The 25,676-nt window shown below is 59.5% G+C and carries 18 protein-coding genes; 10 read left to right on the top strand and 8 right to left on the bottom strand.

The window, feature by feature from the left end:
- From ACRBB0_RS09000 to ACRBB0_RS08990, 3 genes are all read right to left on the bottom strand, one after another.
- Positions 1-917 (bottom strand): FkbM family methyltransferase (locus tag ACRBB0_RS09000; protein ID WP_431374095.1); only part of this gene is annotated, 917 nt, incomplete at its 3' end.
- 140 nt (positions 918-1,057) lie between these two features.
- A complete protein-coding gene (locus ACRBB0_RS08995; protein WP_431374094.1) occupies positions 1,058-1,960 on the bottom strand; it encodes a hypothetical protein in 903 nt (300 codons plus the stop codon).
- The gene (locus tag ACRBB0_RS08990; protein WP_431374093.1) at positions 1,957-2,526 is read right to left on the bottom strand and encodes a hypothetical protein; all 570 of its coding nucleotides are present in this window, start codon (positions 2,524-2,526) and stop codon (positions 1,957-1,959) included. Before ACRBB0_RS08990 ends, ACRBB0_RS08995 begins: the two co-directional genes overlap by 4 nt.
- A 248-nt stretch (positions 2,527-2,774) precedes the next feature.
- On the opposite strand from ACRBB0_RS08990, the gene ACRBB0_RS08985 reads away from it, so the two are divergent.
- Complete coding sequence (locus ACRBB0_RS08985) at positions 2,775-3,335, top strand: hypothetical protein (RefSeq protein WP_431374092.1); 561 nt, start codon at positions 2,775-2,777, stop codon at positions 3,333-3,335.
- 60 nt (positions 3,336-3,395) lie between these two features.
- On the opposite strand, the gene ACRBB0_RS08980 is transcribed toward ACRBB0_RS08985, so the two are convergent.
- Positions 3,396-5,219 (bottom strand): M10 family metallopeptidase C-terminal domain-containing protein, encoded by a 1,824-nt coding sequence (locus ACRBB0_RS08980; protein ID WP_431374091.1) that lies wholly within the window; start codon positions 5,217-5,219, stop codon positions 3,396-3,398.
- A gap of 518 nt (positions 5,220-5,737) precedes the next feature.
- The gene (locus ACRBB0_RS08975; RefSeq protein ID WP_431374090.1) at positions 5,738-6,778 is read right to left on the bottom strand and encodes a replication initiator protein A; all 1,041 of its coding nucleotides are present in this window, start codon (positions 6,776-6,778) and stop codon (positions 5,738-5,740) included.
- 486 nt (positions 6,779-7,264) lie between these two features.
- On the opposite strand from ACRBB0_RS08975, the gene ACRBB0_RS08970 reads away from it, so the two are divergent.
- The 3 genes from ACRBB0_RS08970 (at position 7,265) to ACRBB0_RS08960 (ending at position 10,913) form a co-directional block, all read left to right on the top strand.
- On the top strand, positions 7,265-8,659 hold the full coding sequence (locus tag ACRBB0_RS08970) for an AAA family ATPase (protein WP_431374089.1): 1,395 nt from the start codon (positions 7,265-7,267) through the stop codon (positions 8,657-8,659).
- A gap of 139 nt (positions 8,660-8,798) precedes the next feature.
- On the top strand, positions 8,799-9,833 hold the full coding sequence (locus ACRBB0_RS08965; protein ID WP_431374088.1) for a ParB/RepB/Spo0J family partition protein: 1,035 nt from the start codon (positions 8,799-8,801) through the stop codon (positions 9,831-9,833).
- An 84-nt stretch (positions 9,834-9,917) separates the two neighbouring features.
- Positions 9,918-10,913, top strand: coding sequence for a glycosyltransferase (locus ACRBB0_RS08960; protein WP_431374087.1), 996 nt, complete (start codon positions 9,918-9,920; stop codon positions 10,911-10,913).
- A 29-nt stretch (positions 10,914-10,942) separates the two neighbouring features.
- Here ACRBB0_RS08960 and ACRBB0_RS08955 read toward each other — a convergent pair whose 3' ends face one another.
- On the bottom strand, positions 10,943-11,782 hold the full coding sequence (locus tag ACRBB0_RS08955; protein ID WP_431374086.1) for an ABC transporter permease: 840 nt from the start codon (positions 11,780-11,782) through the stop codon (positions 10,943-10,945).
- A gap of 128 nt (positions 11,783-11,910) precedes the next feature.
- Here ACRBB0_RS08955 and ACRBB0_RS08950 point away from each other — a divergent pair, with 128 nt between their 5' ends.
- The 4 genes from ACRBB0_RS08950 to ACRBB0_RS08935 are packed head-to-tail and all read left to right on the top strand — an operon-like array spanning position 11,911 to position 16,542.
- Positions 11,911-13,530, top strand: a complete 1,620-nt coding sequence (locus ACRBB0_RS08950; RefSeq protein WP_431374085.1) for a sugar transporter — start codon at positions 11,911-11,913, stop codon at positions 13,528-13,530.
- Positions 13,531-13,538: 8 nt separating this feature from the next.
- On the top strand, positions 13,539-14,207 hold the full coding sequence (locus ACRBB0_RS08945) for an ABC transporter ATP-binding protein (RefSeq protein WP_431374084.1): 669 nt from the start codon (positions 13,539-13,541) through the stop codon (positions 14,205-14,207).
- 53 nt (positions 14,208-14,260) lie between these two features.
- Positions 14,261-15,034: a Stf0 family sulfotransferase gene (locus tag ACRBB0_RS08940; RefSeq protein WP_431374083.1), complete on the top strand. Its 774-nt coding sequence runs from the start codon at positions 14,261-14,263 to the stop codon at positions 15,032-15,034.
- Positions 15,031-16,542: a glycosyltransferase gene (locus ACRBB0_RS08935; protein ID WP_431374082.1), complete on the top strand. Its 1,512-nt coding sequence runs from the start codon at positions 15,031-15,033 to the stop codon at positions 16,540-16,542. Before ACRBB0_RS08940 ends, ACRBB0_RS08935 begins: the two co-directional genes overlap by 4 nt.
- Before the next feature lie 88 nt (positions 16,543-16,630).
- On the opposite strand, the gene ACRBB0_RS08930 is transcribed toward ACRBB0_RS08935, so the two are convergent.
- Positions 16,631-22,639, bottom strand: coding sequence for a glycosyltransferase (locus tag ACRBB0_RS08930; RefSeq protein ID WP_431374081.1), 6,009 nt, complete (start codon positions 22,637-22,639; stop codon positions 16,631-16,633).
- Between the two features lie 129 nt (positions 22,640-22,768).
- Here ACRBB0_RS08930 and ACRBB0_RS08925 point away from each other — a divergent pair, with 129 nt between their 5' ends.
- Together ACRBB0_RS08925 and ACRBB0_RS08920 are read left to right on the top strand one after the other, a co-directional pair.
- Positions 22,769-23,533: a hypothetical protein gene (locus ACRBB0_RS08925; RefSeq protein WP_431374080.1), complete on the top strand. Its 765-nt coding sequence runs from the start codon at positions 22,769-22,771 to the stop codon at positions 23,531-23,533.
- Between the two features lie 87 nt (positions 23,534-23,620).
- The gene (locus tag ACRBB0_RS08920; protein ID WP_431374079.1) at positions 23,621-23,974 is read left to right on the top strand and encodes a hypothetical protein; all 354 of its coding nucleotides are present in this window, start codon (positions 23,621-23,623) and stop codon (positions 23,972-23,974) included.
- Between the two features lie 248 nt (positions 23,975-24,222).
- Here the strand turns inward: ACRBB0_RS08920 and ACRBB0_RS08915 are convergent, their stop codons facing one another.
- Positions 24,223-25,623: a phosphomannomutase gene (locus ACRBB0_RS08915; protein WP_431374078.1), complete on the bottom strand. Its 1,401-nt coding sequence runs from the start codon at positions 25,621-25,623 to the stop codon at positions 24,223-24,225.
- Positions 25,624-25,676: the final 53 nt, after the last annotated feature.

Raw genomic sequence — 25,676 nt, 5'->3', positions numbered from 1 at the left:
CGGTTGGCCGCAGTTTCGCGCGCTTGCGCCAGTTGGCCTTCCAGCTCAGTGACCCGCGCTGTCCGGGTGGCCAAGGCGCCTTGGGCCTTGTCCCGCTCCGCCTCGCGTTGCTTGTGTTGGGCGGCCAGCGCCTCAAGCTCTTCCTTCAGCGACGCAATATCAGCCGCAGCCTTGGTCTGTGCCTCTTTGTGCGCCTTTTCCAAAGCCTTGGTCTTGGCCGCATGGGCGGTTTTTGCGCTTCTATGCGCATTGCCAAGGGTCTCTAGCTCACGGCGCAACTCAGCCACCAAAGGATCGCGGCCAAACCGCAACTCAGGCCAATCAGGATCGTCCCCCTCTTGTGCCTCAAGCGCAAACCCTTCGGCCCGCAACACCCCCGCCGACACCGCCAAAGGTTCGGCGCCCTCAAACAGCGGTTCAACCCCGCAATGCAACACAATCTGTGCCACGTTTTCCAAACCGCCTGCCTGAATCAAGCCGCGCAAAATGTCGGCCTCTTCGCCGCCGGTTTCCAGACGCAGCTCAACCGTGCCCTCCAGCTTGCCGGCCTGTTGCAGGAACTGCTTGATCGTGATGGTGCGCACATCGCTGCGCGCGCGCGGCTTCAACCCCGGAAACAGCCGTTTCAGATGCGCGGTGGCAGGATGCAAACTTCGCAATCCCGGTTGGTTGTAACTCACCAACTCCCCCCGACCACTGCGGGCGCACACCGCCGCAGCAATCACCTTGAGAGACGGGTGTCCGTCATAGTCGGCCTCAATTTTGGCGGCAAGATCGGGGTCAGGTTCAGCCAGAACCACACGGGCGCGTGGCTGCGTCAGCAAATCAGCCAAAACATCAGGCGCAGGGGCCCCAATCAGCAACAGGGTCGGGCACGGCGAAAGATCGGTATCCAATTGGGACAGCATGGCGCTCATATTCAACTTCTAGGTTGGTCCGTTAGGGCACATTCTCCCGCGACTTTCAATGCGATCTCAGGTCCCAAAACAATATAAAATAAACAGGTCTCGGCCCCGGCGACACGGCCCGGCCCCCTCGGGGCTGAAAAGCAGGCGACTTAAAAATCCGTGCCGCTTTGCTCGACGGGCCGCCCCAAAGGCGCCAGCCGCTGTGCCACATCCGAAAAGGAACTCCAATTGCTGGCCAACAGCCGCTCGGCCCGGGTGAGCAACAACAGATCCGCCAGCGCATATTGCAACTGTTCTGCAGATCGGTCGTAAAGTTTGCGCGGCAGATAGCTCAGCCGGTCGCCATAGCGGTCCTGAAACCGGGCATAGGTTTCAGGCAGATCGGCGGCCAAAAACACGGTCTCGGCCTTGCCTTGCGCGATCAGCTCATCCAGCCGCGCCTCAAAGACCTCAGGTTGGCTTTTGGCCCGCCAATACAGCATTTCGGCATGGCGCTCTTCGGGCCAGTTATCGGGGGATTCATAACTCAGATGATCAAAACCCGGTCCGGTCGAGATACGGATATGAACCGCCACGTCATTGGGGTGGCGTACCTTTTTGATCAGATCACAGACCGGTTCAGAGGGGATCAGCCCGCGCAAAAAGACCTGCTCGGCGGCCGGATCGGCATGGGGGCTGACCAGCGTATAGGCGCTGCGCACATAGATATCGCCGCTGGTGGCATCGTTTTGGGCCAGAATAGGCTCTAAATAGGCCGAGCCCGGTTCGATTTCCATATAGTTATAGACGCGCTCCGACAGGTCGCGACACAGGTCGGCCACATCATCCTCTTCGATCACCGCGCCGGGATAGGCCAGCAAATCGCCGATCCGGGCATCACAATGATGATCCCGCCGCCACACCACCACAAGATCACGCCCGGTGGCCTTGGCGATGGCCGCCCCCGATGCCATCGCCCGCAGCCGGTTACACAGCCCGTGCTGGGCATCCAGAAACAACCGGGGCCGGACCGGGGCCTCAGGCGGATCAATCAACGCAAAAGGAGAACTCATTCGGTAGGCCCTGTTGGGGCATCGCTCTCGGCCTGCGCGGCTGACAGGCTCAACACGGCGGCCCCCATGATCGTTTCGCGATCCCGCGCCAGGGCCTCGGCCATGGCAATGCGGCGGCGTTCCCCCGCAAGGGTCGCCTGCGCGACGGCCAGCTCCTTTTGCGCTTGCGCGGCGGTTTTCGTCAAAGCCGCAAGCTCCGCATAGGCCTTGGCGATCATATCACCTTGCGCGCAGACGTCTTGGGCACCGTCCAACAGCGCCGCCGCTTTGGGATTTGCCTGTAACAGCGCCGCCGCAAAGAGCTGGGCCAAACCGCTTTGCGCCCCCAAAGCCCGAAGACGGGCCGGACGGCTGTCAGCATGCGTATCAGGGCACATATCTGGGGTGGGGTTCGCGTCGGTATCTGGTTCAGACCCCGGCTGTGCATCAGAGTCCGCCGCGCTGATGGTCTGGCACCAGTCGCGCAGCGCCTGTTCGGGCGGGAGACCAGCCTGTAGCAACGCGGCCAGCGCCTCTTGTGAGCACGGCGGGGTTGATCCCGATTTATCGGCGGACTCTGCGGTCACGGGCATCTCTCCTAGGGCGTTTCCAACGGTTTGCCCTTAGAAAACATAAGGGGCAAGGCGCGTCCAGCCGCTGGCCTCGCGAATACAAAAAGCGGCACAAAAAAGCCAAATCAACCGCCCGAGGACCCCCGGTTGGGGGCGGGCCTCGACAACCAGACCGGGTTTACGGCATAGAGAGAGCACTGCGCCCGACCGCGCAGATTTCAACTGTGTGTTTGACGACGGGATCTGCCTCTGTGACCCATCCAATGGAACTCCATTCTGCCAAAGCCGTAAATGGCCTGCGCCACGGGCACAACGCCCAGCTCAGGGACGAAGGTCTGGTTCTCTCCGATGGGATCTTTTTGAGCTGGGATAGCGCCAATGGCGATGTCGATCTGGATGTCTGGCCCGAGCTTGGGGTTTTGTTTCAGCTCAAAACCACGGTCAAGCGCAGCCCCAAATGGCTGTCGCTCAACATTGCTTTGGGCCAAGGGCTTTTGTCAGCCGGGGATATTGTCGGGCTGGTGATCGAATCCGAAGGCTGTGCCGGTGACACCCTGCCTGTGGTGATCCGCAACATGCATTGCGACGGCATGCGCGACACCTATCTGCAACAGCCCCTGCAAGGCACGGCAACCCGTCAGGTGCAGACCCTGTTGCACCGGGTTGGGCGCTATGAGGCGCTGTGCAATACCTATAGCTTTCACACCCTGTGGATCGCGCTGCCCACCCGAAGCTTTACCTTTGAACTGCGCGATCTGCGGCTCTTTGTGCTGCCAGCCGAGCGCGACCTGAGCCTGGGTAACCCGGTTCTGGCTGCAACCTGATCCTGCCCCCGATCCTGCCCCGATCCTGCCAGGGCCCCTGCGCGCGCATCCCGGCACCGTTTAGGCGATGGTGATCATCTCTTCCAAACCATCGGTCGTGGTGATGCCCTCTAGGGTCATGCTGTCGCCGGTGTCAAAGCTCAGCACCACATTGCCATCGCTGTTGATGCTGGCAAATTCGGCAATCATTTCGGCCTCGGTCAGGGTGCCATGGCTCTCTTCCCACAGGTTGGATTTGAGCCACAGCATGTCGCCCTCTGCCACGTTCAGATCGGTGATCGTGTCATGCCCACCATAGCGGAAGAAGTGGAAGGAATCCGCATCCGCCCCCCCGGTCGCCGTGTCATTGCCGGTGCCAAACCAGAACCGATCCGAACCGCCATCGCCATTCATCTCGTCATCGCCGGCATTGCCATGCAGCCCGTCATTGCCATCGCCGCCATTCAGCGTGTCAGCCGCCTGCCCGCCATCGAGCCAATCCTTGTCATCACCGCCATTCAGCGTGTCAGACCCGACCTCACCAAACAGCTTGTCCTCGCCGCTTTCGCCATAAAGCAGGTCATCGCCATACCCGGCCTCAAGCCGGTCATTCTGCTCACCGCCATAAAGCGTGTCTTCGCCAGAGCCGCCGACCATGGAATCATCTTGCTTGCCGCCAAACAGCAGATCGTCATCCGCGCCACCCAACAGAGTATCGCGGCCATCATCGCCCCAAAGCGTGTCATTGCCATTGCCACCATCAAGTGAATCGCGCGCCGCACCGCCGCCGATTTTGTCACTGCCATCGCCGCCAAACGCCGTGTCATTGCCATTGCCAAGCCAGATCCGATCCCAGCCCAATTGGCCCGACACATGATCATCGCCATCATTGGTGATAATCAGGTTGCCCGCATAATTGCCCGCAACCGTATCATCGCCACTGCCTGTGGTCAGGTTCTCGATCAAGGTATCGCGTGCAATCGCAACATTCCCGATCAACCCGCCAACATCCGAAAAGCTTTCGTCGCGCAGGTTGAAATTGATATCACTGCTTGCAGAGACAAAATTGATCAGATCAGTGCCGCTGACATCATAAATGGTAAAGGCAACCGGATCGCTAGGAAGCCCATTCCCCGCCAGTTCATCCACATAGGTCCCAACGGTCGACCCTTCGCCCCAGGTGGTGTTGCCGCCCGTGGGGCTGTTTTCACCCGGCGCTCCGTAGTAGGTCTGGATCGCGACAATATCGACCATCATCGCGCTCATCGGTTCAGCATAGCTGGCATCGGTATTGGGATTATCGTCCTGCTGGAAATAGGACATCACGGACATCTGATAGCTGTCATTGCCAAAGAGCGCATCGCGGGAGAAGCTGGCATTGCCGTTGTAACCGCCCTGATGGCCAAGCCCAAGCGCATGACCGATCTCATGGATATAGGTCGACAAGGTATAAGAGGTAACGCCAGAGCCATAGCTCGCGATCCACGAACGTGAGACATTGACCGTCGCATCCAAGGTTGTCCCGTCCATGGTGTAACGCGCGCCTGAAAAGGCCCCGCTCTGATCATCGCTAAACGTGATATCAGCATTGCCCCTGACTTCGACAAACTCCAGATTGGCCACGGTTTCCCAGGATTCCAGCGCCCAGCGGGCCAATTGCTTACCCTCTGAGGTCAGACCGCTCAAATCAACGGTCAAGACATTGCTCGATGAGGTGTCAAAACTATGCGCCGTGTCCCAATAGCCCGACAACAGATACTCGGCCATTTCATCAATCGTACCATCCGCGGGATTGGCCGAAGCGATCAATGATGTGATCCCTGCGCTGGTGGCATCAAATGTGGCCCCTCCGTCCATATGGCGGTTGGGGTCAAAATTCTGGCTGGCATCACAAAGCGTACACATGCGTGGAAACCCTCTTCGTCTCTCGCGTTAGTTTTCGTTCAAGTCAGTCTGCAACCCGGGGCCAGAAGCCACCAATGGCCGGGCGCTTTGGGATGTCCTAAAATCTGAAAGCGGCGATTCCGTGACCAGCTGAACACGCCTTGGCCCCAAACATGGCGCTCCCGGTACATGCCCCCCAAAATGAGCCGCATCCCGCCCCTGACCCTGGGCGAAATGTCACCGCCAAACCCGGGCGTCTGGGGCCGGATCATGCTGTGTGAACCGGCGGTTCTTCGATCGCACAGATGCTCTCTAAAATGTTGTAAAATATACAGAAGACCGAACTGGCATCGGACAGATGCCGCCGCAAACCGACACGACATCTCATGAGCATCCAAGCCAAGGGCCCGCGCCCGATCAAAGGCCACACCCAAAATCCCTCCAAAAGGATAAAAAGCACAACACTTCACGTCACGGCATCCTCACAAAGACAGCCCGACTTTTGTAAAATTCACAGCACAATTCAACCCGATGGCGATTTAGGTCGCGATCCTTTGCTTAACCCAGCCCAAAAACGCCTTGTCGGCATTGCCCAAACGCGGACGCCCGCTATTGGCCCAGAAATGGCGCCACTCGGCCTCAAGCGCATAGATATCCGCCCCCGGTGCTAGCGCGCGCACATGCTCCAACGCCTCGCTGCTCAAAACCGGACCCGCGCCCGGCTCGATCACCTGGCCGCGCCGGGCAAAGCGGATGATATCGCCCTCTTCTTCGGACAGGCTGTAATCGGGCAGGTGATCGGCTGCGATCATCTTGCGCACGGCAGCGCGAAACACCCGCACAGGCGCGGCGCTTCCCGCTTTCTTATGGAGCGTCGCAACACTGATTTTCCACTCGGGCTGGCGGCCGCAATGTTTGCGCGCCAATTCATAGAGCCGCCGCTCCAGCGGTTTGCGCAGGCGAAAATAGTCGCGGCTCAGCGTCAGAACCGATTTGGCCTGTACCGCCCGAAACAGCCATTCCGACAGCACCACCTGCACAGAGACCATGCGCCCGCCGCCGCCGCGTTTTGTGTCCTGCTTGGTTTTGGGGGCGCGGCGCAAAATCTCCCAGCTTTCGATCAGGCCAAAGCCGCGGGTGGTTTGCAGGCCGCCGGTGGTCAGATTGGTGGTGATCCGGGTGCCGGCCAGCCGCTCAAACGCCTCGCGCAGACGCGCATAGGCATCCCCAGAGGTGTCGCGATTGGTGGCCACCAACAGGTCATGCGCGGTCAGGGTGAGCCTGCGCGAAATCTCACGCCCAGCGTTGAGCGCCGCCATCAGCTGACTGATACAATAGATCAGAATGTCTTTGTCATGGATGGTGGCGCGGCCTTTGACGCTCGGGGTCACCTCAACCTGCGTGTCATTGTGTTCATAGCTCAGCACCCGCCGATCCGGCCGGGTCGAGAGTGAAAAAATCGGATGTTCCATCGTGCCAAGATCATCCTTGGGACTGGCGCCCAAGAGATCACATACGAAAAAATCGCCGGTTGGATGACGGTCCGGGAGAAGCCCCCCGCCCAGACTTGTAGTGCTCATAATCCTGCCCTTACCCAGCCGCCCTGTTGCTCAGGGCTGATCTGGACCTCTGCTCACCGCCCCCGAATCTGCGTTCGGGGTTTCAGTGACACTCACCCTAAAGTTATCCACAGCCTGCGTCTATCCCTGCATCGTCGGATCAGAGTCACCGCCCCGTGGGATCAGAGTCACCCAGACGGTGTTTCAGAGTCGCTTTGCAAAATTGAAGAGCCCATTTTTTTCTTATTTTCAAATGCTTACAAAAACAAAAGACAGGCTGTAACTAATATACTAACCTATAAATAACAACACAGGCTGAAATCAGCACCCAGCCCTCCTTGCCTGGGCTTCAAAATAACCCTCTGAATTTGCTTAGAAAAGAAAGAAATGTTCGCATCCATCTTCCATGTGTGCGTTTTTTCGGTATTCTATCAAAAAGGGCGAACATAACGCCCGTTATACCTGGGTCAGTCAGACCCAGGCCAAAGATCAGGCGGAGCAGAGCAGATGAAATCCGAACCCCAAGCGGCCTTGCCGCCTTACTTCAACATAGACCCGGATGCGGCTTTGTCCCAGCTTGGCGCGCCATCGGGCACCGCTGAGTTTGCCGCCATCGCTCAGGCCTGTAGCTCGGGGCGCACCGATCTCGAAAGCCGCGGGCTTGAAGAGGCTGGCGGTCGGCAACTGCGGCTGTTTTCCACCTGGGAAATCACCCGTTATCTAATCCCTGTCGCCACCGGTCATTTCCGCCGCGTTCTCAAGCAAAACCCCGATCTGCCGCAGGGCACCTCGGACACCGCTGGCGGGGCCAAGTGGTTTACGCTGGACGAGGTCTTGCGCCTGCGCGCCCATTTTGCCGCCGAAGGCTCCAAGGCCAAAAACTACCTGCCCTACCGCCCCAAAGGTCAGCCCGCCAAAATGGTGGCCGTCGCCAATTTCAAAGGCGGCGTTGGCAAGACCAGCACCGCGGCGCATCTGGCCATGTCGGCGGCGTTGGATGGCTACAAGGTGTTGGTGATCGACCTTGATAGCCAGGGGTCGATGACCTCGATCTTTGGCGGCAAGGTGCAGGATGAATGGCAGACTGTGTTTCCGCTTTTGGCCCGTCATTACGCCCGCCACCTTCAGGGTGAAAACCAGCGTCGGATGGATCGTGGCGAGGCCCCGCAACCGATGGATGATAGCCTGTCGGATGCGCTGGATGTCAAAGCTGGTGAGCTGGTGCAAAAGACCCATTGGCCCAATATTGACCTGATCGGTGCCCAGCTGAATCTCTATTGGGCCGAGTTCCAAATCCCGGTCTGGCGCATGGCCGGGCGCGGCTGGAAGCTTTGGGATGCGCTCACCGATAGCCTCGAGGAAGACGGGATTTTGGACGAGTATGACGTCATTTTCCTCGATACCCCCCCTGCCCTTGGCTATCTGACCATCAATGGCCTCGCCGCGTCGGATATCCTTTTGGTGCCGCTTGGGGCCTCGTTTCTGGAATTTGACAGCACCGGCCGGTTCTTTGACATGCTGCATTCGACCTTTGGCAGCATCGAAGAGGCCGAGAACATGGCCGCGCGGGCCCTAGGGCGCGAGGGGCTGGCCTTTCAATGGGATGCGGTGCGCGCCGTGGTCACGCGCTATGACGGCACTCAGCAGGCGGAACTGGCGGCCTTGATGCAAAGCTATCTTGGCCCCACCCTCTCGCCGCATCGCCAGGGCTTTACCGCGCTGATCGGTCAGGCCGGTGAGCAAGTGCAAGGCATCTACGAGGCCGATTATCGTGATTTCAACCGCGAGACCTATGTGCGCGGTCGTGAGACCTTTGACGCCACCTATGCGGCGTTCAAATCGCTGCTGGTTGGCAGTTGGCGGCGCGATGAGCTTGAGGCGCAACAGGCGGCGGCCGAATGATGATAGGTCTCATGCCGGACCTAATGTTTCGCGCGCGAAACGTTTCGCAGACTGTGTCGCGCCCTTTGCCTCTGCGCACGCCCCTTTCAGATGTTGTTGAGGCCTGTCCTCCAATGTCGCCCGAAAACGGAGAAACCCCATGGCCAAACGCAAACGTCTGACCCCCGCCAATCCGGCCTTTCTTGACCCCGCGCCAGAGACCAAATCGGCCCTTGGTGCCCCGATGCGGGCCGCGCCCATCGCGGATGTGGCGCGCGAGGCCTCGGCCTCTGCTGCCGCCGAAGAACTGGCGCGCACCCTGACCGAGGCCCGCGAGGCCGGGCGCATGGTGATCACCGTGCCACTGGCGCAGATTCAGCTGGATTATCTGGTCCGCGACCGGGTTGTGGTTGATGAGACTGAGATGCAGGCGCTCAAGGATAGCCTGCGCAGCCGCGGCCAACAGACCCCGGTGGAATTGGTCGATCTGGGTGACGGGCACACCGGCAGGCAGTACGGTCTGATCTCGGGCTGGCGGCGTTGTGCGGCGCTCAAGGCTCTTGCTGAGGAAACCGGCGAAGCGCGTTTTACCGAGGTTTTGGGCCTGTTGCGCCAGCCCGAAGATTCTGCCGATGCCTATCTGGCTATGGTCGAAGAAAATGAAATTCGCGTTGGTCTGAGCTATTTCGAACGGGCCCGTATCGTGGCGAAATCTGTGGCCAGCGATGTGTTCGACAGTGATCGCGCCGCGCTTCAGGCGCTGTTTCAATCCGCCAGCCGGGCCAAACGCTCCAAGATTGGCAGCTTTCTTGCGGTGGTGCGCGCCCTTGATGGCCAGCTGCGTTTTCCCGAGGCGGTGGGCGAACGGTTGGGGTTGCAACTGTCGCGCGTCCTGTCTGACACCCCGGATTTGGCCAAGACCCTGAGCGCCGATTTGCACCGGGCCGCGCCCCAAACCCCCGAAGCGGAGCTGAAGGTGCTGGAACAGGCCCTGGCCGTTCAAACCACCCCTGCCCCACAATCCCCCCAAGAGACCGCAGCCGAGCCACAGGCCGACACGCGCCCCGAGCGCAAAATTAATGTGGTCACCGGGATTTCGCTGCAGGACGGGCCAAGTGGGATCAAACTCGAAGGCAACCGGGTTGACGCTGCGCTGCGGGCGCGGCTGATCGACTGGCTGCGGCAGCAATACTAAGCCTGTCCAGCGATTTTGACAGGTTCTGGGTTTGACAGGCCTGCGCATTTGTGACCCTAAGCAGCGCAATCTAAGGAGCTGAGTATGAGTGCAGGGCAATTGAGTGCGGGCCGGTTGGTCGCCGTTATGGTCACCTATAATCGGCTTGATCAGCTCAAGGTCAGCCTTGCCCGCTTGCTCGACAGCGCGCCTGATCATTTGCAGGCGGTTGTGGTGGTCGACAATGCCAGCACCGATGGCACAGAAGCGTGGCTGGCTGAGCAAACCGATCCCCGCCTTGTGGTGTTTCGCAGCGCGCATAATGGCGGCGGTGCTGGTGGGTTTGATCAAGGGATGCGTTTGGCGGCTGAGCGGTTTGACCCCGATTGGCTGGTGGTCATGGATGACGATGCCCGCCCTGCCCCCGATGCCTTGGCGAGGTTTCATGCCAAGTGCCAGTCCGGTGATCTGAGCGGTGTCGATGCGGTGGCGGCGGCGGTCTATCATCCCGACGATCGGATCTGTGATATGAACCGGCCCTGGACCAATCCGTTTTGGCATCGCGATGTGTTTTTGCGCACCCTGCGTGGCGGGCGTGAGGGATTCCATTTGGGCCGCGACGATTATGACACTGAGACAGGGCAGCGCATTGATGGGGGCTCGTTTGTCGGGCTGTTCCTGTCACGCCGTGGCCGTGAGATCGGCGGCTATCCTGATCCCAGCCTGTTCATCTATGGCGATGATGTGCTCTATACGCTGCGCCTGACCCGGGCGGGCGGGCATATCCGCTTTGATCCGCAACTGCGCTTTGAACATGACTTTTCGACCCTCACCGATGGGGTTCAGCGCTTTCGGCCGATGTGGAAATGCTACTTTCATCATCGCAATCTGCTGATGATCTACCGCGAGGCGGCGGGGCTGTGGTTTTGGCTGGTGCTGCCTTTGGTGGCGTTGAAATGGATCGCGAAGTTTCGCCACTATGGTGACGAGCGGGGCACGTTCCTGCGTCTGGTGGCGCGCGCCCTGCGCGATGGGCTCTTGCGGCGCACCACCGCGGATCTGGCAACGGTCAAGCGCTGGACGGGGGAAGGCCAGATCTGAGGTGGTGCAGATCTGAGGTGGTGCTGGGCTTAGTTGTTGTTGAGGATGTGGCGATGATAGCGCGCCATCAACACCACCCCAAAGAACAGGCACACCAGACTGAACAACGCGCAATAGGTGGCCGAGATGTAATCGGGGTTATAGGTCGGATAAAACCCGTCCCGCATGGACGCGGTGATATGCACCAGCGGATTGTACCACAACATATCCCGAACGGTTTCGGGCAGGTCCTCGACCATAAAAATCACCCCCGAGAGCAAAACCAGAGGACGGGTAAAGATCGACCAGACCTGCATCCAGATCGGAAACAGCCCGTTGAGCGCGCAGTTGAAAACACCCACGCCAATTCCCAGCAGCATGGCAAGCCCAAAGCTCCTCAGGATCGGCCCCCCCTCCAGCGCGACTCGGGTGTCGGTCACCGCCAACAGGGCGCCGCAGATACACAGGGTCACCAAAACCCCGGTCAGCGCATTGAGCAAAAACCGCGCCAGCACCGCATCAACCCAAGTCACCGCCGGGTACATCAGCAAGGCGCGGGAAAACTGAATGCTGCGCGCCACGGCATTCGAGATGCTCTGATACAGCGCAAAGGGCAAAAAGCCGGTGGCATAGAACAGGGTGAAACTGTTGCCGATCGGCGGGGATCGCAACATCACCGAAAAGCCTATCGACATGATCATGATCGCGCCCATTGGCTCAAGCAAGGCCCAGACATAGCCCCCCGGCGAGCGGCCATAGCGCGTTGCCATTTCGCGGATCATCAGCGCCATAACCGATTTGCTGGTTGCAAAGCTGCGGTTGGTGCCATGGCCGGGGCGGCGCGAAACAGGCGGCGTTTGGGCGGGCGTGAGACTGGGGCGATGCGTCATATTTTGATTATGCCTGGGTCATTGGGGGGGATGGTCACGATACTGGTCAAAGGCTGCGCCATTATGGTAAACCCCGACAGAAGATCAAACAGGCTTTCTTCAAGCGCAAACAAGACCGAAGGCACAAGATGACCGAAGGCACAGGGGCACAGGGGCAGGCGCGCAAAGCAGCGGGCGGAGCGCAGGAGACCAAGCCTGCCCAACAGCAAAAGAAAAAACCACCACAGGCAGCACCACAGGCAGCACCCCAGGCAGCACCAGGGGCTCAGCCTGGGGTCAAGGCCGAAGCCGGGCAGGGAACTGGGCAGGGAGCAGCAGGGCAGGGCGGTGCAGCCAAGCCTGGCAAGCCCACGCCCAAAGCTGCGCCAAAAGGACAGGGCACCAAGGCCCCCGGTGCAAGCACATCCGATGGCAAGGTTCAGGCGATCAAACCCAAGCCTTTGATGGCCGTTGCGGCCGCGCCCACCGGCGGGGCCACAGCCCCCAAGGTCGAGGCCCCGCAAAAGCAGCCGCCGCAAAAAGGCCCGGCGGCCAAGCCAAAGCCGCCTCAACCTAATTCGGGCAAGGCAAAGGCCAATGGGCGGCCTGTCAAACCCACGGCGAATCGCACCCGTATGCGCAAGCGCCATTGGGGGCTGGCGATGTCCTTTATCTGGCTGGTCTTTGCGCCGATGTTGGTGGTGACCTATTACCTTTGGATGATTGCCACCGATCAATATAGCTCGGTGACCGGGTTCACGGTGCGCAAGGAAGAAGGCGGCAATGCCTCGGAGCTTTTGGGCGGCCTGTCGCAATTCACCGGGTCGAGTGGCGGATCGGATGGGGAAATCCTCTATGAGTTTATCCTGAGCCAAAGTCTGGTGCGGGCGGTCGAAGAGGAAACCGGATTGGTGGCCCATTACAGCGCGCATTGGGATCAGGACCCGGTCTTTTCCCTATGGCCGGAACCATCAATCGAGGATCTGGAATGGTTTTGGCAGCGCATTGTGCGGGTGGCCTTTGATTCCGGTTCGGGGTTGACCGAAGTGCAGGTTCTGGCCTTTGACCCGGACAAAGCCCAGCAGGTGTCCGAAGTGATCGTGCGCAAGAGCCAAGAGATGATCAACGCGCTGAACGAACAGGCGCGCGAAGATTCCATGCGCTATGCCCGTGCCGATCTGGATGAGGCGGTCAACCGTCTGAAAACCGCCCGTGAGGCGCTGACGGCGTTTCGCACCCGCACTCAGATTGTGGACCCTGAGGCCGATATTCAGGGCCGCATGGGGGTGATGAACAACCTGCAGCAACAGCTTGCCGAAGCGCTGATCGAATATGATCTGCTCAGTGGGACCACCAATGCCGATGACCCGCGCCTGACGCAGGAACGTCGGCGCATTCAGGTGATCCGGGAACGTATTGCCAATGAGCGTCAAAGCTTTGCCACCTCGGGGCCCAATGCGGGGCAGGGTGATGAATTTGGCGGGGGTGTGGGCGAAGATTACCCCAGCCTGATTGCCGAATATGAAGGGCTGGTGGTGGATCGGGAATTTGCCGAAGAGACCTATCGTGCCTCGCTTGCGGCGCTTGATCTGGCCCGCGCCAAGGCGCAGCGCCAAAGCCGCTATTTGGCGACCTATGTTGCGCCAACCCTGGCCGAGAGCAGCGAATACCCCCGGCGGATGACCATCGTGTCTTTGGTCGGGTTGTTCTTGTTGCTCAGCTGGGCCGTGTTGGTGTTGGTCTTTTATTCCATCCGGGATCGGGCCTAGGTGCTGGGATGATCCGGTTCGAAACCCTCACCAAAAGCTACCGTGTCCGCGGCGAGCGCAAGATTGTCATCGACAATCTGGATATGACCTTGCCATCGGGCAAGTCATTGGCCTTGCTGGGGCGCAATGGGGCGGGGAAATCGACGCTGTTACAGATCATCTCGGGGACCATGCGCGCCGATACGGGGCGGGTTGTCAGCGATGGGTCGATTTCCTGGCCGGTGGGGTTTGGCGGATCGTTTCACCGTGAATTGACCGGGGCACAGAACGTGCGGTTTGTGGCACGTATCTATGGTGTGGATACGGATGAACTCGTTGAATTTGTTGAGGAGTTTGCTGATATCGGCAAGCATTTCCACATGCCGGTGCGCAGCTATTCATCGGGGATGAAATCGCGTCTGACCTTTGGGGCATCCATGGGGATCCATTTTGACACCTATCTGGTGGATGAGGTGATCGCCGTGGGCGACGCAGCCTTTCGCGCCAAGAGCCGCAAAGTGTTTGAGGAACGGATGAAAGTTTCGAGCGCGATCATGGTCAGCCATGAAATGGGGCAAATGCGCGAGTTTTGCGATGCCGGGGTGGTGCTGGTTGATGGCCAGCTGCAATATTTCGAGGATATCGAAGACGCGATTGAGTACCACTTGGAGATTATCCGCCGCGCGCAGGAGGGTTGAAACCACGCAGGCTTTGCGGAATAAGCCGGTCCAAACAGTAGAGGCTGACATCTGTGCGTTCAATCCTATCCAAACTTGGATCCTCTCGGCGTCCGGCCCCGCACCGCTTTGTCATTTTGGGGTTACCGCGCAGCGGCACGACGTACCTGATGACCTTGCTCAATGCGCATCCCCAGATTTTCTGTACGGGGGAGCAGTTTAACCCAAAGGCGGTTGTTGGCCTGTCGGGAGACCGGGACGAAAGCTTTGAACGGGTTGTGGCAGACCGCGATGCAAACCCTGTGACATTCCTTGAAGAGATCTTCCAGAGACCGCAACCCGCCAGAGTGGATTGGACCGGGTTCAAGTTTATGCTGGGCCATAACATCGCCGCCTTTCGGGCGCTTGAAGCCGATCCTGATATCACCTTGATACATGTTTGGCGCGAAAACCGTCTGGCGCAGGTCACCTCTTTGATCAAGGCGGTGCAAAGCCAGAAGTGGGTTCAAAGCAAAGAAGACCACGAACATGTGGCGCGCAAGATCGATGCCACGCCGCGTCAGATCAGCCAGCGCTGGCATGAAAATGCCATGACCGATTACCTGTTCACGTCTTGGTTGGCCCACCAGCCCCACCGCCATATCAGCCTTGAATACCGAGAGTTGTTTGCCCCGGAATTTAACGACCGGATTTGCGACTTTTTGGGCGTTGAAAGTGACCCGGCCATGCAAAGCCCGCTGGTCAAACAGGGGATCAATACGATTTTGGATCGCTTCGAAGAGCCGCGCGCCATCAAGCACTATTTCACAACCATTGGTCATGAGCGCTGGCTTGAGGATGAATTGTGAGGGCCCTGTATTATAACTGGGTTGATTATCTGGATGACGAAGGCCGGGGCGGCGGTGTCTCGGTTTATCAGCGCAATCTGATGCAGGCGCTTGGGCAATGCCCAGAGACCGAGCTGACGTTTTTCTCCTCTGGGGTGTCTTATGATCTGGTCAGCCGCGCGCCGCGCTGGGAACGGGTGCGTCATGGCCCCGATCAGGATCGGGATCGGCGGTATGAGATCGTCAATTCCGGGGTCTTGGCCCCGGCGCATCACAGCTATGGCGACCCGGCACAGCTCAGCCATCCGGCCACCGAAGAGGTGGTGTATGATCTGATTGATGCCACCGGCCCCTATGATGTGTTGCATCTCAACAATCTCGAAGGGCTGCCGGTGTCGGTGCTTGAGGGGGTGAAGGCGCGCTGGCCGGAGATGCGGATCGTGCTGTCTTTGCACAATTACTATCCGTTTTGCAGTCAGGTGAATTTTTGGCACCAGGAACGGATGAGCTGTGTCGATTTTGACGATGGGCGCAACTGTGTGCATTGCCTGCCTGAGCGCCACGAGACGCGCAATTTGCAACTGGCGGCGGGGCTGAGCTACCGGCTCAAGGCGGCGGGGTTGCGTCCGGGCAGTTGGGTGTTTGATGTTTTGCTGTTCTGGTCTTTGCGGTTTGGGGCCCATGGTGCGCGGATGTTGCGGCGCCTGCGCGGGGTGCCACGGCGTGTCCGCCTCAGTGCGATTGGCAGCAATCCGGGGGAATTGCAGGCGCTTTTGCCGCCCGATGGCAGCCCGTTTTTGGCGCGGCGTGCCCAGATGGTGGCGACGATCAACACCTTTTGCGATGTGGTTTTATGTGTTTCGGACGCGGTCCGGCGCTTGGCTGTGGGGCATGGCATCGACCCGACCCTTGCCCAAACCAGCTATATTGGCACCCGCGAAGCCGAACGGTTTGAGAAAACCAGCCCCCGCGCCATTCCCAAAGCCCCCCCGCAGGGGAGCGAACCCGAACTGACGCTGGGCTATTTGGGGTATATGCGCCGCGACAAGGGGTTTTACTTTCTGCTACAGGCGCTTGAGACCTTGCCCGCGCCACTGGCGCGCCGGGTTCGGGTGGTGATTGCCGCGCGGCGCGGTGACAAAACGACCATGGGTCGGGTGGCCGCCCTTGGCAAACATCTGGCCGAGGTGGATTACGCCAACGGCTATGGCCATGACGATCTCGACCAGTTGTTGGATCAGGTTGATGTCGGGCTGATCCCGGTGTTGTGGCACGATAACCTGCCGCAGGTGGCGCTTGAAATGCATGCCCGCCATATCCCGCTGCTGTGTGCTGATATGGGGGGCGCGCAGGAGTTGGGCAACTGTCCCGAGATGGTGTTTCCGGCCGGGGATATTGCAGCCTTTCACGCGCGTATCGAAGCCCTGCTCGAGGGGGCTGTGGATTTTGACAGCTATTGGCAAGGGGCCCGCCCCCCGGTGAATATGGCCGAGCATCGCGAAGCGCTGTTGCAGTATTACAAAGCCTGATGGTGCGGCGCGAAACAGTCTCTGTTCCGGCCCAAAACCGTGCCCAACTCAGGGTCTAGCTCAGGGTCTCAGTGCTTTAACGGGGCCTTTAGCTGGCCTTGAGCCGGGCTTTGACAAAGGGGCTTTGGGTCCAGGGCACCGAGCGTTGCGGATCATAGATCACGCTGCGCCCTTCGGAGGCCAGGGCCAGATACCTGCGATATTCCGCAGCATTGCCCCAGTGTTGGCCACGGGCGACTTCGGTGGCGGCCTTGGCCCGAAAGGCGGCGTTGTATTTGAAATGCCCGAAAATCAATTCTTGCTTGGCGAGACGGGCATCCGAGACGAAATGCATGCCAGCCGAAAAGCGCATGAACGGATGATACCGCAGCAGCGCCAGTTTTTGGGCGGCAAAGAAGTTGGGGGCCGAGCCGGGGATGAGCCGGTGGCGCAGGGACGACGTCCAGGCCGGGGCATTGCAATAGGGCCCCCGCATCGGGCTGCCGGTCAAAAAGGGTTCACTGTCTGAAAAGCCCGCTTCGGCAAAGGGATCACCGCTTGCAAAATTGGCCTGCTCAAGCGGCCCCTTGGGATACATGTCCAACATGAACACGCGGGCCGCTTCGGCCCCGTCGAACTCCGGGGATTGGACCAATTCAGGTAAGGTTTGGGTCTGATTTTCCTGCCAGACCAGCAATTCATCCGCATCGGCGACAAGCGTCCATTTATGCATGCGAAAGGCTGCGATCAGCGCCTGTTGCCATGCCACGCCATAGGCCGACAGCTTGTAGTCGGTATCGACGGAAAACAGCGCCACGTCCGGCTGCTCGGCGAGGTATTCCAAGGTGCCATCGTCGGAGCAGTTGTCGGCAATCAGAAAAGACCCGACCCCAAGGCGGCGGTAATGGGCCAGAAAATGCGGCAGCATGAACATTTCGTTGCGCATACAGGCCACGACGGCGACATCGGCGTCGCGCGCCGCCTGGACCGAGGTCTCTGAGCTCACCAGTTCAAGCGCATTGCTCTGGTAGCCAAGCTTGATGTCTTGAAAGCTCGGCCAGATTTTGCGCGGGCGCAGTTCATCGCTTTGCAGCTGTTGCATGGCGCGGGGCAGGTCGTGATGGCTGTCCAGATGCACCTGACAGACCGGCGCATTGCGAGAGGGCAAGAAGCTGTTGAGCCAGGTGGACACCGGCAGGGCCGTCTTGTGATTGCGGCGCCGAATGGCAATGCGGTAATCCTGTTCGGCGATGTGAATGCCCCGCAGCGCCAGCAAATCGCCCAGCATCTTGTCTTCCATAAACGACGAGGCAATCAGCCGCTTCCCCGTCGGACTGTCCGCCGCATCAAGCGCGGCAGACATCGCGGTGCGGCTGAGGACATAAGAGGAGCCTCCATCGGCATAGGAGGAGGGTTCGGGGGATTTATCCAGCTCAAGCTTGCCACGCGGTGAGGCGGATTTCTCCTGATGCCAGGCCCGATCTGTTTGACCGGGGGTGCGGATCAGTTTGCGGCCGTAATAGTGATGTTTGCGGTAGGTTAGAGACTGAAAAAACAGCGGCGCATTGAGAAAACAATCATCGTCAATCTTGAGCATATGCGCATAGGGCGTCTGTTCATGCACCCATTTGATGGTGGCCAGCGTCTTTTGCGGCAGGCCTTCGTAATCATCGGGCGCATCCAGATACAGGACATCTCCGACTTGCTGACCCTCGCCATCTCCGACGATGATCACATAGGGGACGCCCAAGGCCTCCAATAACGTCAGCCAAGTGTCCCGCAACGCGGGGATGCGATCCTCGAGATACCCACGGCAGGAAAAGACCGTAACGATGGTGTCATATAGGGGCGACGCACTGGGGGTTTGGTCGAAATTTTCAGGTGGTTTTGGGGCTTTTAGGCGGGAACAGAGCCGCTTTATGGCCTCGTCGTCGTGACGGGCAAGCCGCGCCAAAGGCGAGACCAGCGCGGCGCAATCTGGCAGCTCGTCCTGTTCCCAATCGGGCAGAGTGGCGATCTGATCGTTGATCCAATCCAGCAAAGCGGTGTGATCGTAATCAGGGTGTTCAAGGCGGGCGGCCAAAAGGCTGAGCGCCAGGCCGATCCCCAAGAACCCATCCCCAGACCCAATAAAGGGGGTGAGCGCCTGAAGACGATCGGCATCGGGTCCGGTTGTCGCATCTGCTGTGGGGCTGTTCAGGGCCGCTTCGATTTGTTTCGCGGCACTGATCTGGCCATCAAGGTTCTTGGCGCGGGGAATTTGCGGGTAGAGATCCACAACCGCGCTGCGCGCCATCTGGGTCAGTTCGGGGGTGATTGGCGCACTGCCGGGAAAGGCCATATGGCGGACGGCGGCGCGGCTTGGGTTATGGGTATCGGCCAGATAGGGGGCTGTGGCGGTGTCGTTGCTGGTGGGGCCCAAGACCTCGGTGCGCATCCGGGCGGCATCTGGGTTGCCGGCCGCATCAAAGAAACACAGCGCCCGGTCCATCGCCGTGAGATCGGCTTGGTCAAGCAGGGTCTGAAAATGACCATGTGCTTGGGTGAAATGGGCGGGAATAGTCTCTGATATGTTCTGCAATTCCTGCCAGAACACCCGCGACATGCCATAGTTTTTCAAACAAAAGGCGCGCAGGTCATCCTTGAGGTAATCATCGCGTTTGAGATGTTTGACCAGCCAAGTCGCGGTGCGGATCAGCTCAAGACATTGGGCGCGCTTCCAATAGTCCTGGGCCTGAGTTGAGACAAAATCCATCCATGCGTAAATGATGTTTGCGCGCAGATCAGCGGGAAATCCTGGCAAGGTTTGGGCCTTGCGCATGGTCCAAGACAGGGTTGAGGTCAAAACCCAGCCATCCGTGCGTTTGGCCAGATCCCACAGCACCGATTTCAGGCTGTCGGCCTCGCCATTGAGCAACATATAGGGAACCATCGCCGAGGCGGCCCAGGCATCATCGCCGGGCCGGGCGAAGAACCCGTGCAGATCATCCGCTTTGGCGGCCTGATAGAGCGTTTCAAACTCATACCCATCGCTGCAAAACAGCTCAGTCAGGTTCAAGAACAACTGCCTGCGCGCCTCCTTGGGCAGTTGCAGCTCGGCCAGAATGCGGGCCGGATCAGCGGGCGGTGTCATGGTCTGACTGTTGGTAAAACGCGCCATGGCGGTATTGACCTGAGAGGTTGTCGGGTCAATTTGGGTCAATTGCTGAGTGGCGTCGGTTTTAGATGGGGGGTCAGCCTGCGTTTCCGCGTGGCTGTCGGTGCGTGTTTGGTCGCTGTGTTCCTCTGAGCCCGTCTCTGATGTGGCTTTAGACATCTTGGCCTGAGGCTCGGAGGGCACCGCCATGAGATATTTTGAGAGGCTCAGACTGTAGGATAGATTGATTGCAGCCTGCTGTGCGGTCTTGGGCATGAGCGGCATCAGCTCGCCCAGCTTGATATGTTCCAACACCTGAGTGGCCAATGTTGTGTCTTGTTTGTCGAGCCCTTGATCAAACAGCCGAAGAATACGCGCGACCATTTCCTCTTTGGTCAGGCTCAGAGAACCGCCGTCGGACAGCTCAAATTCGACACTATCCTTGCCGGAAACCCAGATTTGTCCGGTCGGTTGCGCCGCCAATCCGGCTCGGCCTCCGCTCATTGGGGCGGCTGTCACAAGGAGGGGGATGCCGTTGCAGGTGATCGTCGTGTCATCGCTATATCGCGCCGCGCGCAACATGAGCCGGGAATCCAAATGCAGTGTCTCGCCCGGTTCCTGGGGGACCAGATCGGTCGGGAACAGGCCGCCAGCCTGCTCAACATGGGTGATCTGATCAAGCGCGAGCACACCGCTGCGCCGCCACGGGAGACGGCGGGAAATATCGAACACCTCTTCTCCGTCGATCATCACCCGTACATTTGGCGGGGTGATATCAATCTCAAGCGTATGCCCCCGCGGTTTGAGCGCATAGGGGCGGCTGCGTTCCGCCCGCCATTGCCCGCTGGGATGGGTGTCGTTGAACACCACTTGCTGTTCTTTCACCCGCAAAGACAGGTGCAGCGCAATATGCGGCCCCTTGCCGACCCGGAAAGACAGATTGGCATAGGCATCATTCTGAAAATCGACCCTAAACCGTGCAAATCCATGCCCTTTGAGCGGGAAAATATGCATGGGAACCGGCGAAGCCTGTTCGTCAGAGGGATGGGGAACCAAGGCGGGGCGCCCCAGAAGGCTCAGCGGGTTCAAGATCTGTGTCATCTTGGGCCCGATATTGGTGTCAAACCCGGCGGGATCGCGATGGGAGCCGCCAAACCCGCGTCTCATGGCACCGGTCGCCATAAGCGCCAAAGCCGGCAGTTTGCGGGGCCCTTGGGGCAGGTCGGTGTCGATCCTCTCACGCATGATGCGGGCGAAAATCCGACGTTGCCAGCCCTTGGGCAAGGTGTGGGTTGCGGATTGGGGCAGGGCGCGGATCAGGTCATCAAAGGTGCCTCCAACCCCTTTGTCAGAGCCGTTTTTGTGATCAAATCGGCTCAGGCCAATGCCCGGCCAGGGAATGTGAACCGCCCGTTTGGCCACAAGCGCCGCGGCCAGAGCAAAGGCCCAGTCGCTGCTGGCCCGCGGGGAAAAGGACAGGGACTGGTCTTGCAAAAAGGCTTTTTTGAAGAGCCGGGTTTGCAGGTGGGGGCCGCAGCGCAATGCCTGTGATCCGGTGATCTCTGCCAGACCTGAGGGCATGGGGCCTGCATGCTGTAAGTCGGTGTCATATAGGCTGGTTTGGATCGGGGCCTCGGGCCAGCTGCCGCGGCGAAAATCCGACAGGGTGAAATCAGCATCATGGCGCAGGGCGGTTTCTGTCCAATACTGCAGGGTGGCGGGATGCAGCACATCCCCCGCCGACAGGAACATCACATAAAGCCCCTGCGCGTGGTTTAAACCAAATTGCCAGGCCATGGCGGGGCCACGGCCGGAGTGCTGATGAACCTGCGCCAAGGGCCAAAGTTCTGCGGTTTTTCGGGCGGCCTTGGCACTGGCTGCGCTGTCGCAGATCACCAAGACCTCTCGGCCGGGGCCAAATTGATCGGTCACGCTGGCGAGGGTGCGTTGCAGGGCGGCGTGATCTTTGCCGTTCCAGGGCAGAACCACGCTCAGCGGTGTTTGCCCGGCGATTTCAAGCCCCCAAGACCGGGCGATGTCGCGATCCCAGTCGGGGGTATAAACCAGTCTCTGTTCTTGCAGAAACTGCTGTGATTGGGTGGCAAACTGGGCCCGGCGTTTGGGATCTTTGAGCGCGGTGCTGCGCTCAAACAACAGCCGCGATGTGATGCGGGCAAACCCTTGATTAGCACCGGGGCGGGGGCTGTTTTCCATCAATGCCCGCATGCCGCGCAGGACATCAAATTGCTCAAACACCCGGTCGTCATCTTGGGTGGTGATCTGGCCGGGGCGGCCTTGGGTCTGAAGATAGAGCGGTTGTGGCAGGTGATAGATATGATCGGTGCGTGCCGCGACCCGGAGGAAAAAGCTGTGATCCTCAAACCAGGTGCCTTCGTCAAAGCGCAGCCCATCGATTAACGCACGCCGATACAGCTTGTTCCACGCCGAGGGGAAGTGGCGGATCACGTCGCTCCAGTCATCCAGGGAAAACCGTTGTGGGGCAGGGTGCTCAAACAGGTCCGGGCTGCCGTGGATGGCGGAATGTTCGGTCCCGGTGCCATCGGCGTAACAGGCGCGCAGAGCACAAGCGACCCAATCGGCCCCGCTGCTGTTGAGGGTCTGCCAGAGCTGGGCCAGATAATCAGAGGCCACCCGGTCATCACCATCCACAAAGGCGATGCTAGCCCCGCGCGCCAGATCGAGCCCGGTGTTGCGGGCACCGGACAACCCACGGTTTTCTTGTTCGATCAGGGTAAAGCGCGGATCACCGTCAATGGCGGCGCGGGCCTGCGCTGCGCTGTCATCGGTGGAACCGTCATCAATGACGATGGCTTCGAAATCCAAAAAGGTCTGGCGGCGCAGGCTGGTAAGACAGGGTCGCACATAGTCGGCGACATTAAAAACAGGAATAATGACCGATATCGATGGCGCGCGCGGGGCCCGGTCGGCAGGGACCGAATGTTGGGTCGTCGAATCTGTCATGGGGTCCTTTACCAAAAATACCACTCGGCTTGGTTGTTTCGTAGCTTGGCGTCCGGGTAAAGCCCCGCTTGTGGGTTTTGGGGGGAGATGCTACCAGATTTTCCAATTGTGTATACAGGGATAGGCTGCGTGAGTTCTCCTTATATCATCTGGACGTTGCGCCGCACCGGTGGCACAACCTTGGCGGGCCTTTTGGCAACTCTGTCCGAGCATCCCGGCGTTGAACATGAGCCTTTCAATCCTGAGCGTTTGTTTGGTGAGGTGACCAAAGGCTGGCTTGAGCATGGGGATGAGGCCCAGCTGCGCGCTGATTTGCGCGGGGTTCTGGCGACCAGATTGCCGGTGATTAAACATTGCCATGAATTGCTGCCCGATGCGTTTAACCGTGTGTTGATGGAGGTCTCGATTGAGCTTGGCTATGCCCAGATCATTCTGGATCGTGATGCCGAGGTCGATCGTATCTTGTCGCTTGAACTGGCGCGGCTGACCGGGGCGTGGGGCAAGCAAGAAGCGGGGCAGGTCTTTGCGGATCTAAAGAAGGGCGCGCTTGAAATCCCCCCCTTTGATGTGGCCCGCGCAGAAAAACACCTGCGGTTCTGTCAAGACAGGCGCCGCAACCTGAAACTGCTCTGCGAGAGCCTGGGTGTTGCGCCTTTTGTGGTCCTGTTCGAGCAGGTGTACGCCGTTCCAAGGGAAGGCCGCAAAAAGGTGGCAGAGCTGCTGGCGTTTCTGGGCATCAATCCGGCGGAGCATGCGGGCTATCACGATCTGCTCACCGAAGCCTTGTTGAAGAAGGGCCAGAAATCCGGTCGTATCTTGGATTTTGTCCCCAATCTCGAAGAGACACGCACCCAATTGACCACCGCGCTTGGGCCCGAGCCGGTTCGGTTTTGAGGGCTGAGTGACAGGCCTGTTGTGGTGCGAAAATTGCCGCACCCAAGTAGATATGTCACCACAGGCCTTGCGCGCGCAGTGAAGTGAATGGTTGGCATGCTGGGCATGATGAGTTTGTCTTTCAACGTTAACGTGCCAGACGGGCGTCTACTTTGCCCTGTCTGCGGGTTCCCGGAATATTCAGATCAGCCCGCTTATTCAGAGCGGGGTGGCGAAATTGGAACAACGATTTGTCCCTGCTGCCTGTGGGAGCCGGGGTTCGACGACACCCCTTTGGCATCAGCGAAGGCCGAAGATACGATCCTTGAATCGATCATTGCCTATCGTGCCCGATGGTCTGTCACCAAACAATGGCAAGGACAGCGACAGCTACTTTCAGAAGGTTTTGACGGAGAAGGCCAGTTGACGAAACTGGCAAGTATTGCGCCTCATTTGTTGTGAGACCTTCATCCTCGACCTGCGTCGGAACCCCCAGGCGGTTCAATTCGCGTTCGCTCATCCTCACATCGTTTTGCGAGGAGAGTGACACTTCTGCTTTGCTCGTGGGTGACATTCTCGCTTTGCGGCTACAAAGCGGGTGCGGATAATGTGTGTTATGTTATGTGTTGGCGATTTCCGGCGCATGTGTCCAGGGTTAAAGGGGCACCAAGTGCGGCACCCCTTGTCTGTTTTTGCACCTCAAACAGGCTCTAACCCAGCGCAGAGGCCAATTTGTCCAAGTGACGGCGCACAAGGTCTTGGGCCTGCTCGGCGCTGGCGGCTTCGGCATAGCAGCGGCATTCCGGGGCGTTACCCGAGGGGCGCAAATGCACCACGGCCCCGCCTTCGAAAGTGACGCGCAGCCCGTCGGTGGTATCGAGGCTCTGCTCGGCTCCGGCATCGAAAAACGCGGTGCGCGCCTCTGCATCAGCGGTCAGTTTTGCAATGAAGGCTTTGGAGATGTCGGTGTCGATCCCTGCAACGCGATCTGCGGCGGTGAAACAGGGCGGAAGTGTTGCAACCAAGGTCGACAGCGTTTGCCCGGCGGCTTTGGCGGCGGCCAGCGGCGCGATGATGGGCAAGAGGCAATCGCGGGTCATCAGCGGATCAAGCAACCCGGCAGGCCCCCCTGCTGGTCCTTGGGCCTCAAAGCCAAGAAGGAAGCCGCCATTGGCCTCATAGCCGACAACTTTGGCGGTGGGGTCGGTGGCCAGCGCCTCTTCCATGGCGGCAATCACATAGGGCGATCCGATGCGGGTCAAATGCACGTCCGAGAATTCGGGCATGCCCAACACCATTGAGTTCGACGAGACCGGCGTGCAGATCACCTGTGCGCCAAGGGCCTGCGCGCTCAGGGCCCCCAGAACATCGCCAAGCACCACTGCGCCCGCGCTGTCAGCGACCATGGGGCGATCGGCGTCGCCATCGGTTGAGATCACCGCATCAAGGTTATGCTCAGAGCACCAGCCCGCCAGCATGCCGCGTGTTTCAGGATCAAGGGCTTCGGTATCGACGGGGATAAACACATCAGAGCGGGCCAGCGCCACGGTTTGGGCGCCAAGGGCCTCGATGACCTCGGTCATGAGATCGCGCGCCACGGAGCTGTGTTGATAGATGCCAATGCGCAGACCGGCCAGCGCCTCGGGCCCAAAGCCATCCACATAGCGCGCCACATAGGCATGTGCAGCGGCGGATCCGTCGCAGGATGCAGCGTCTAAATAGGCACTATCCCGGCCCAAATGGGCGGTGATCGCCTGTTCATCCGCTTTGGAAATCTCGCCGGTTGGGACGTAGAATTTCAACCCGTTGCGATCGGCGGGAATGTGGCTCCCGGTGACCATGAGGGCGGCCTGCCCGGCATGCAGCGATGAGAGTGCCAGGGCCGGTGTGGGCAGAGCGCCGCAATCAATCACGTCGACGCCTTCGGACAGCGCCGTGCGCGCCACCACTGCGGCGATATCAGGCGAGGATGGGCGCAGATCGCGGCCCAGATGCAGCGCGCCGCCATGTGGGCAGGCGGCCAGAAAGGCGCGGGTGTAATCCGCCACCAGGTCGTCGGTCAGCTCGGTGACAAGGCCGCGTAGACCGCTGGTGCCAAATTTGGGGGCCATGGGCTTTCTCCTGAAAATCAATCTCGCAAGGGGCGCTGGATATTATGGGTCTT

Origin of the sequence: Pelagimonas sp. (assembly GCF_050633425.1) — a bacterium.
Lineage (GTDB): Bacteria > Pseudomonadota > Alphaproteobacteria > Rhodobacterales > Rhodobacteraceae > Pelagimonas.
Note: the sequence above shows the minus strand (reverse complement) of the source record. Positions and strands in the feature narration are given on the sequence as shown.

Coding starts and splice junctions, on each gene's coding strand:
- ACRBB0_RS08995 (WP_431374094.1), bottom strand. CDS start 1,960: ATGAGTTCTCCTTTTGCGTTGATTGATCCGCCTGAGGCCCCGGTCCGG.
- ACRBB0_RS08985 (WP_431374092.1), top strand. CDS start 2,775: ATGGAACTCCATTCTGCCAAAGCCGTAAATGGCCTGCGCCACGGGCAC.
- ACRBB0_RS08980 (WP_431374091.1), bottom strand. CDS start 5,219: ATGTGTACGCTTTGTGATGCCAGCCAGAATTTTGACCCCAACCGCCAT.
- ACRBB0_RS08975 (WP_431374090.1), bottom strand. CDS start 6,778: ATGAGCACTACAAGTCTGGGCGGGGGGCTTCTCCCGGACCGTCATCCA.
- ACRBB0_RS08970 (WP_431374089.1), top strand. CDS start 7,265: ATGAAATCCGAACCCCAAGCGGCCTTGCCGCCTTACTTCAACATAGAC.
- ACRBB0_RS08965 (WP_431374088.1), top strand. CDS start 8,799: ATGGCCAAACGCAAACGTCTGACCCCCGCCAATCCGGCCTTTCTTGAC.
- ACRBB0_RS08960 (WP_431374087.1), top strand. CDS start 9,918: ATGAGTGCAGGGCAATTGAGTGCGGGCCGGTTGGTCGCCGTTATGGTC.
- ACRBB0_RS08955 (WP_431374086.1), bottom strand. CDS start 11,782: ATGACGCATCGCCCCAGTCTCACGCCCGCCCAAACGCCGCCTGTTTCG.
- ACRBB0_RS08950 (WP_431374085.1), top strand. CDS start 11,911: ATGACCGAAGGCACAGGGGCACAGGGGCAGGCGCGCAAAGCAGCGGGC.
- ACRBB0_RS08945 (WP_431374084.1), top strand. CDS start 13,539: ATGATCCGGTTCGAAACCCTCACCAAAAGCTACCGTGTCCGCGGCGAG.
- ACRBB0_RS08930 (WP_431374081.1), bottom strand. CDS start 22,639: ATGACAGATTCGACGACCCAACATTCGGTCCCTGCCGACCGGGCCCCG.
- ACRBB0_RS08920 (WP_431374079.1), top strand. CDS start 23,621: ATGGTTGGCATGCTGGGCATGATGAGTTTGTCTTTCAACGTTAACGTG.
- ACRBB0_RS08915 (WP_431374078.1), bottom strand. CDS start 25,623: ATGGCCCCCAAATTTGGCACCAGCGGTCTACGCGGCCTTGTCACCGAG.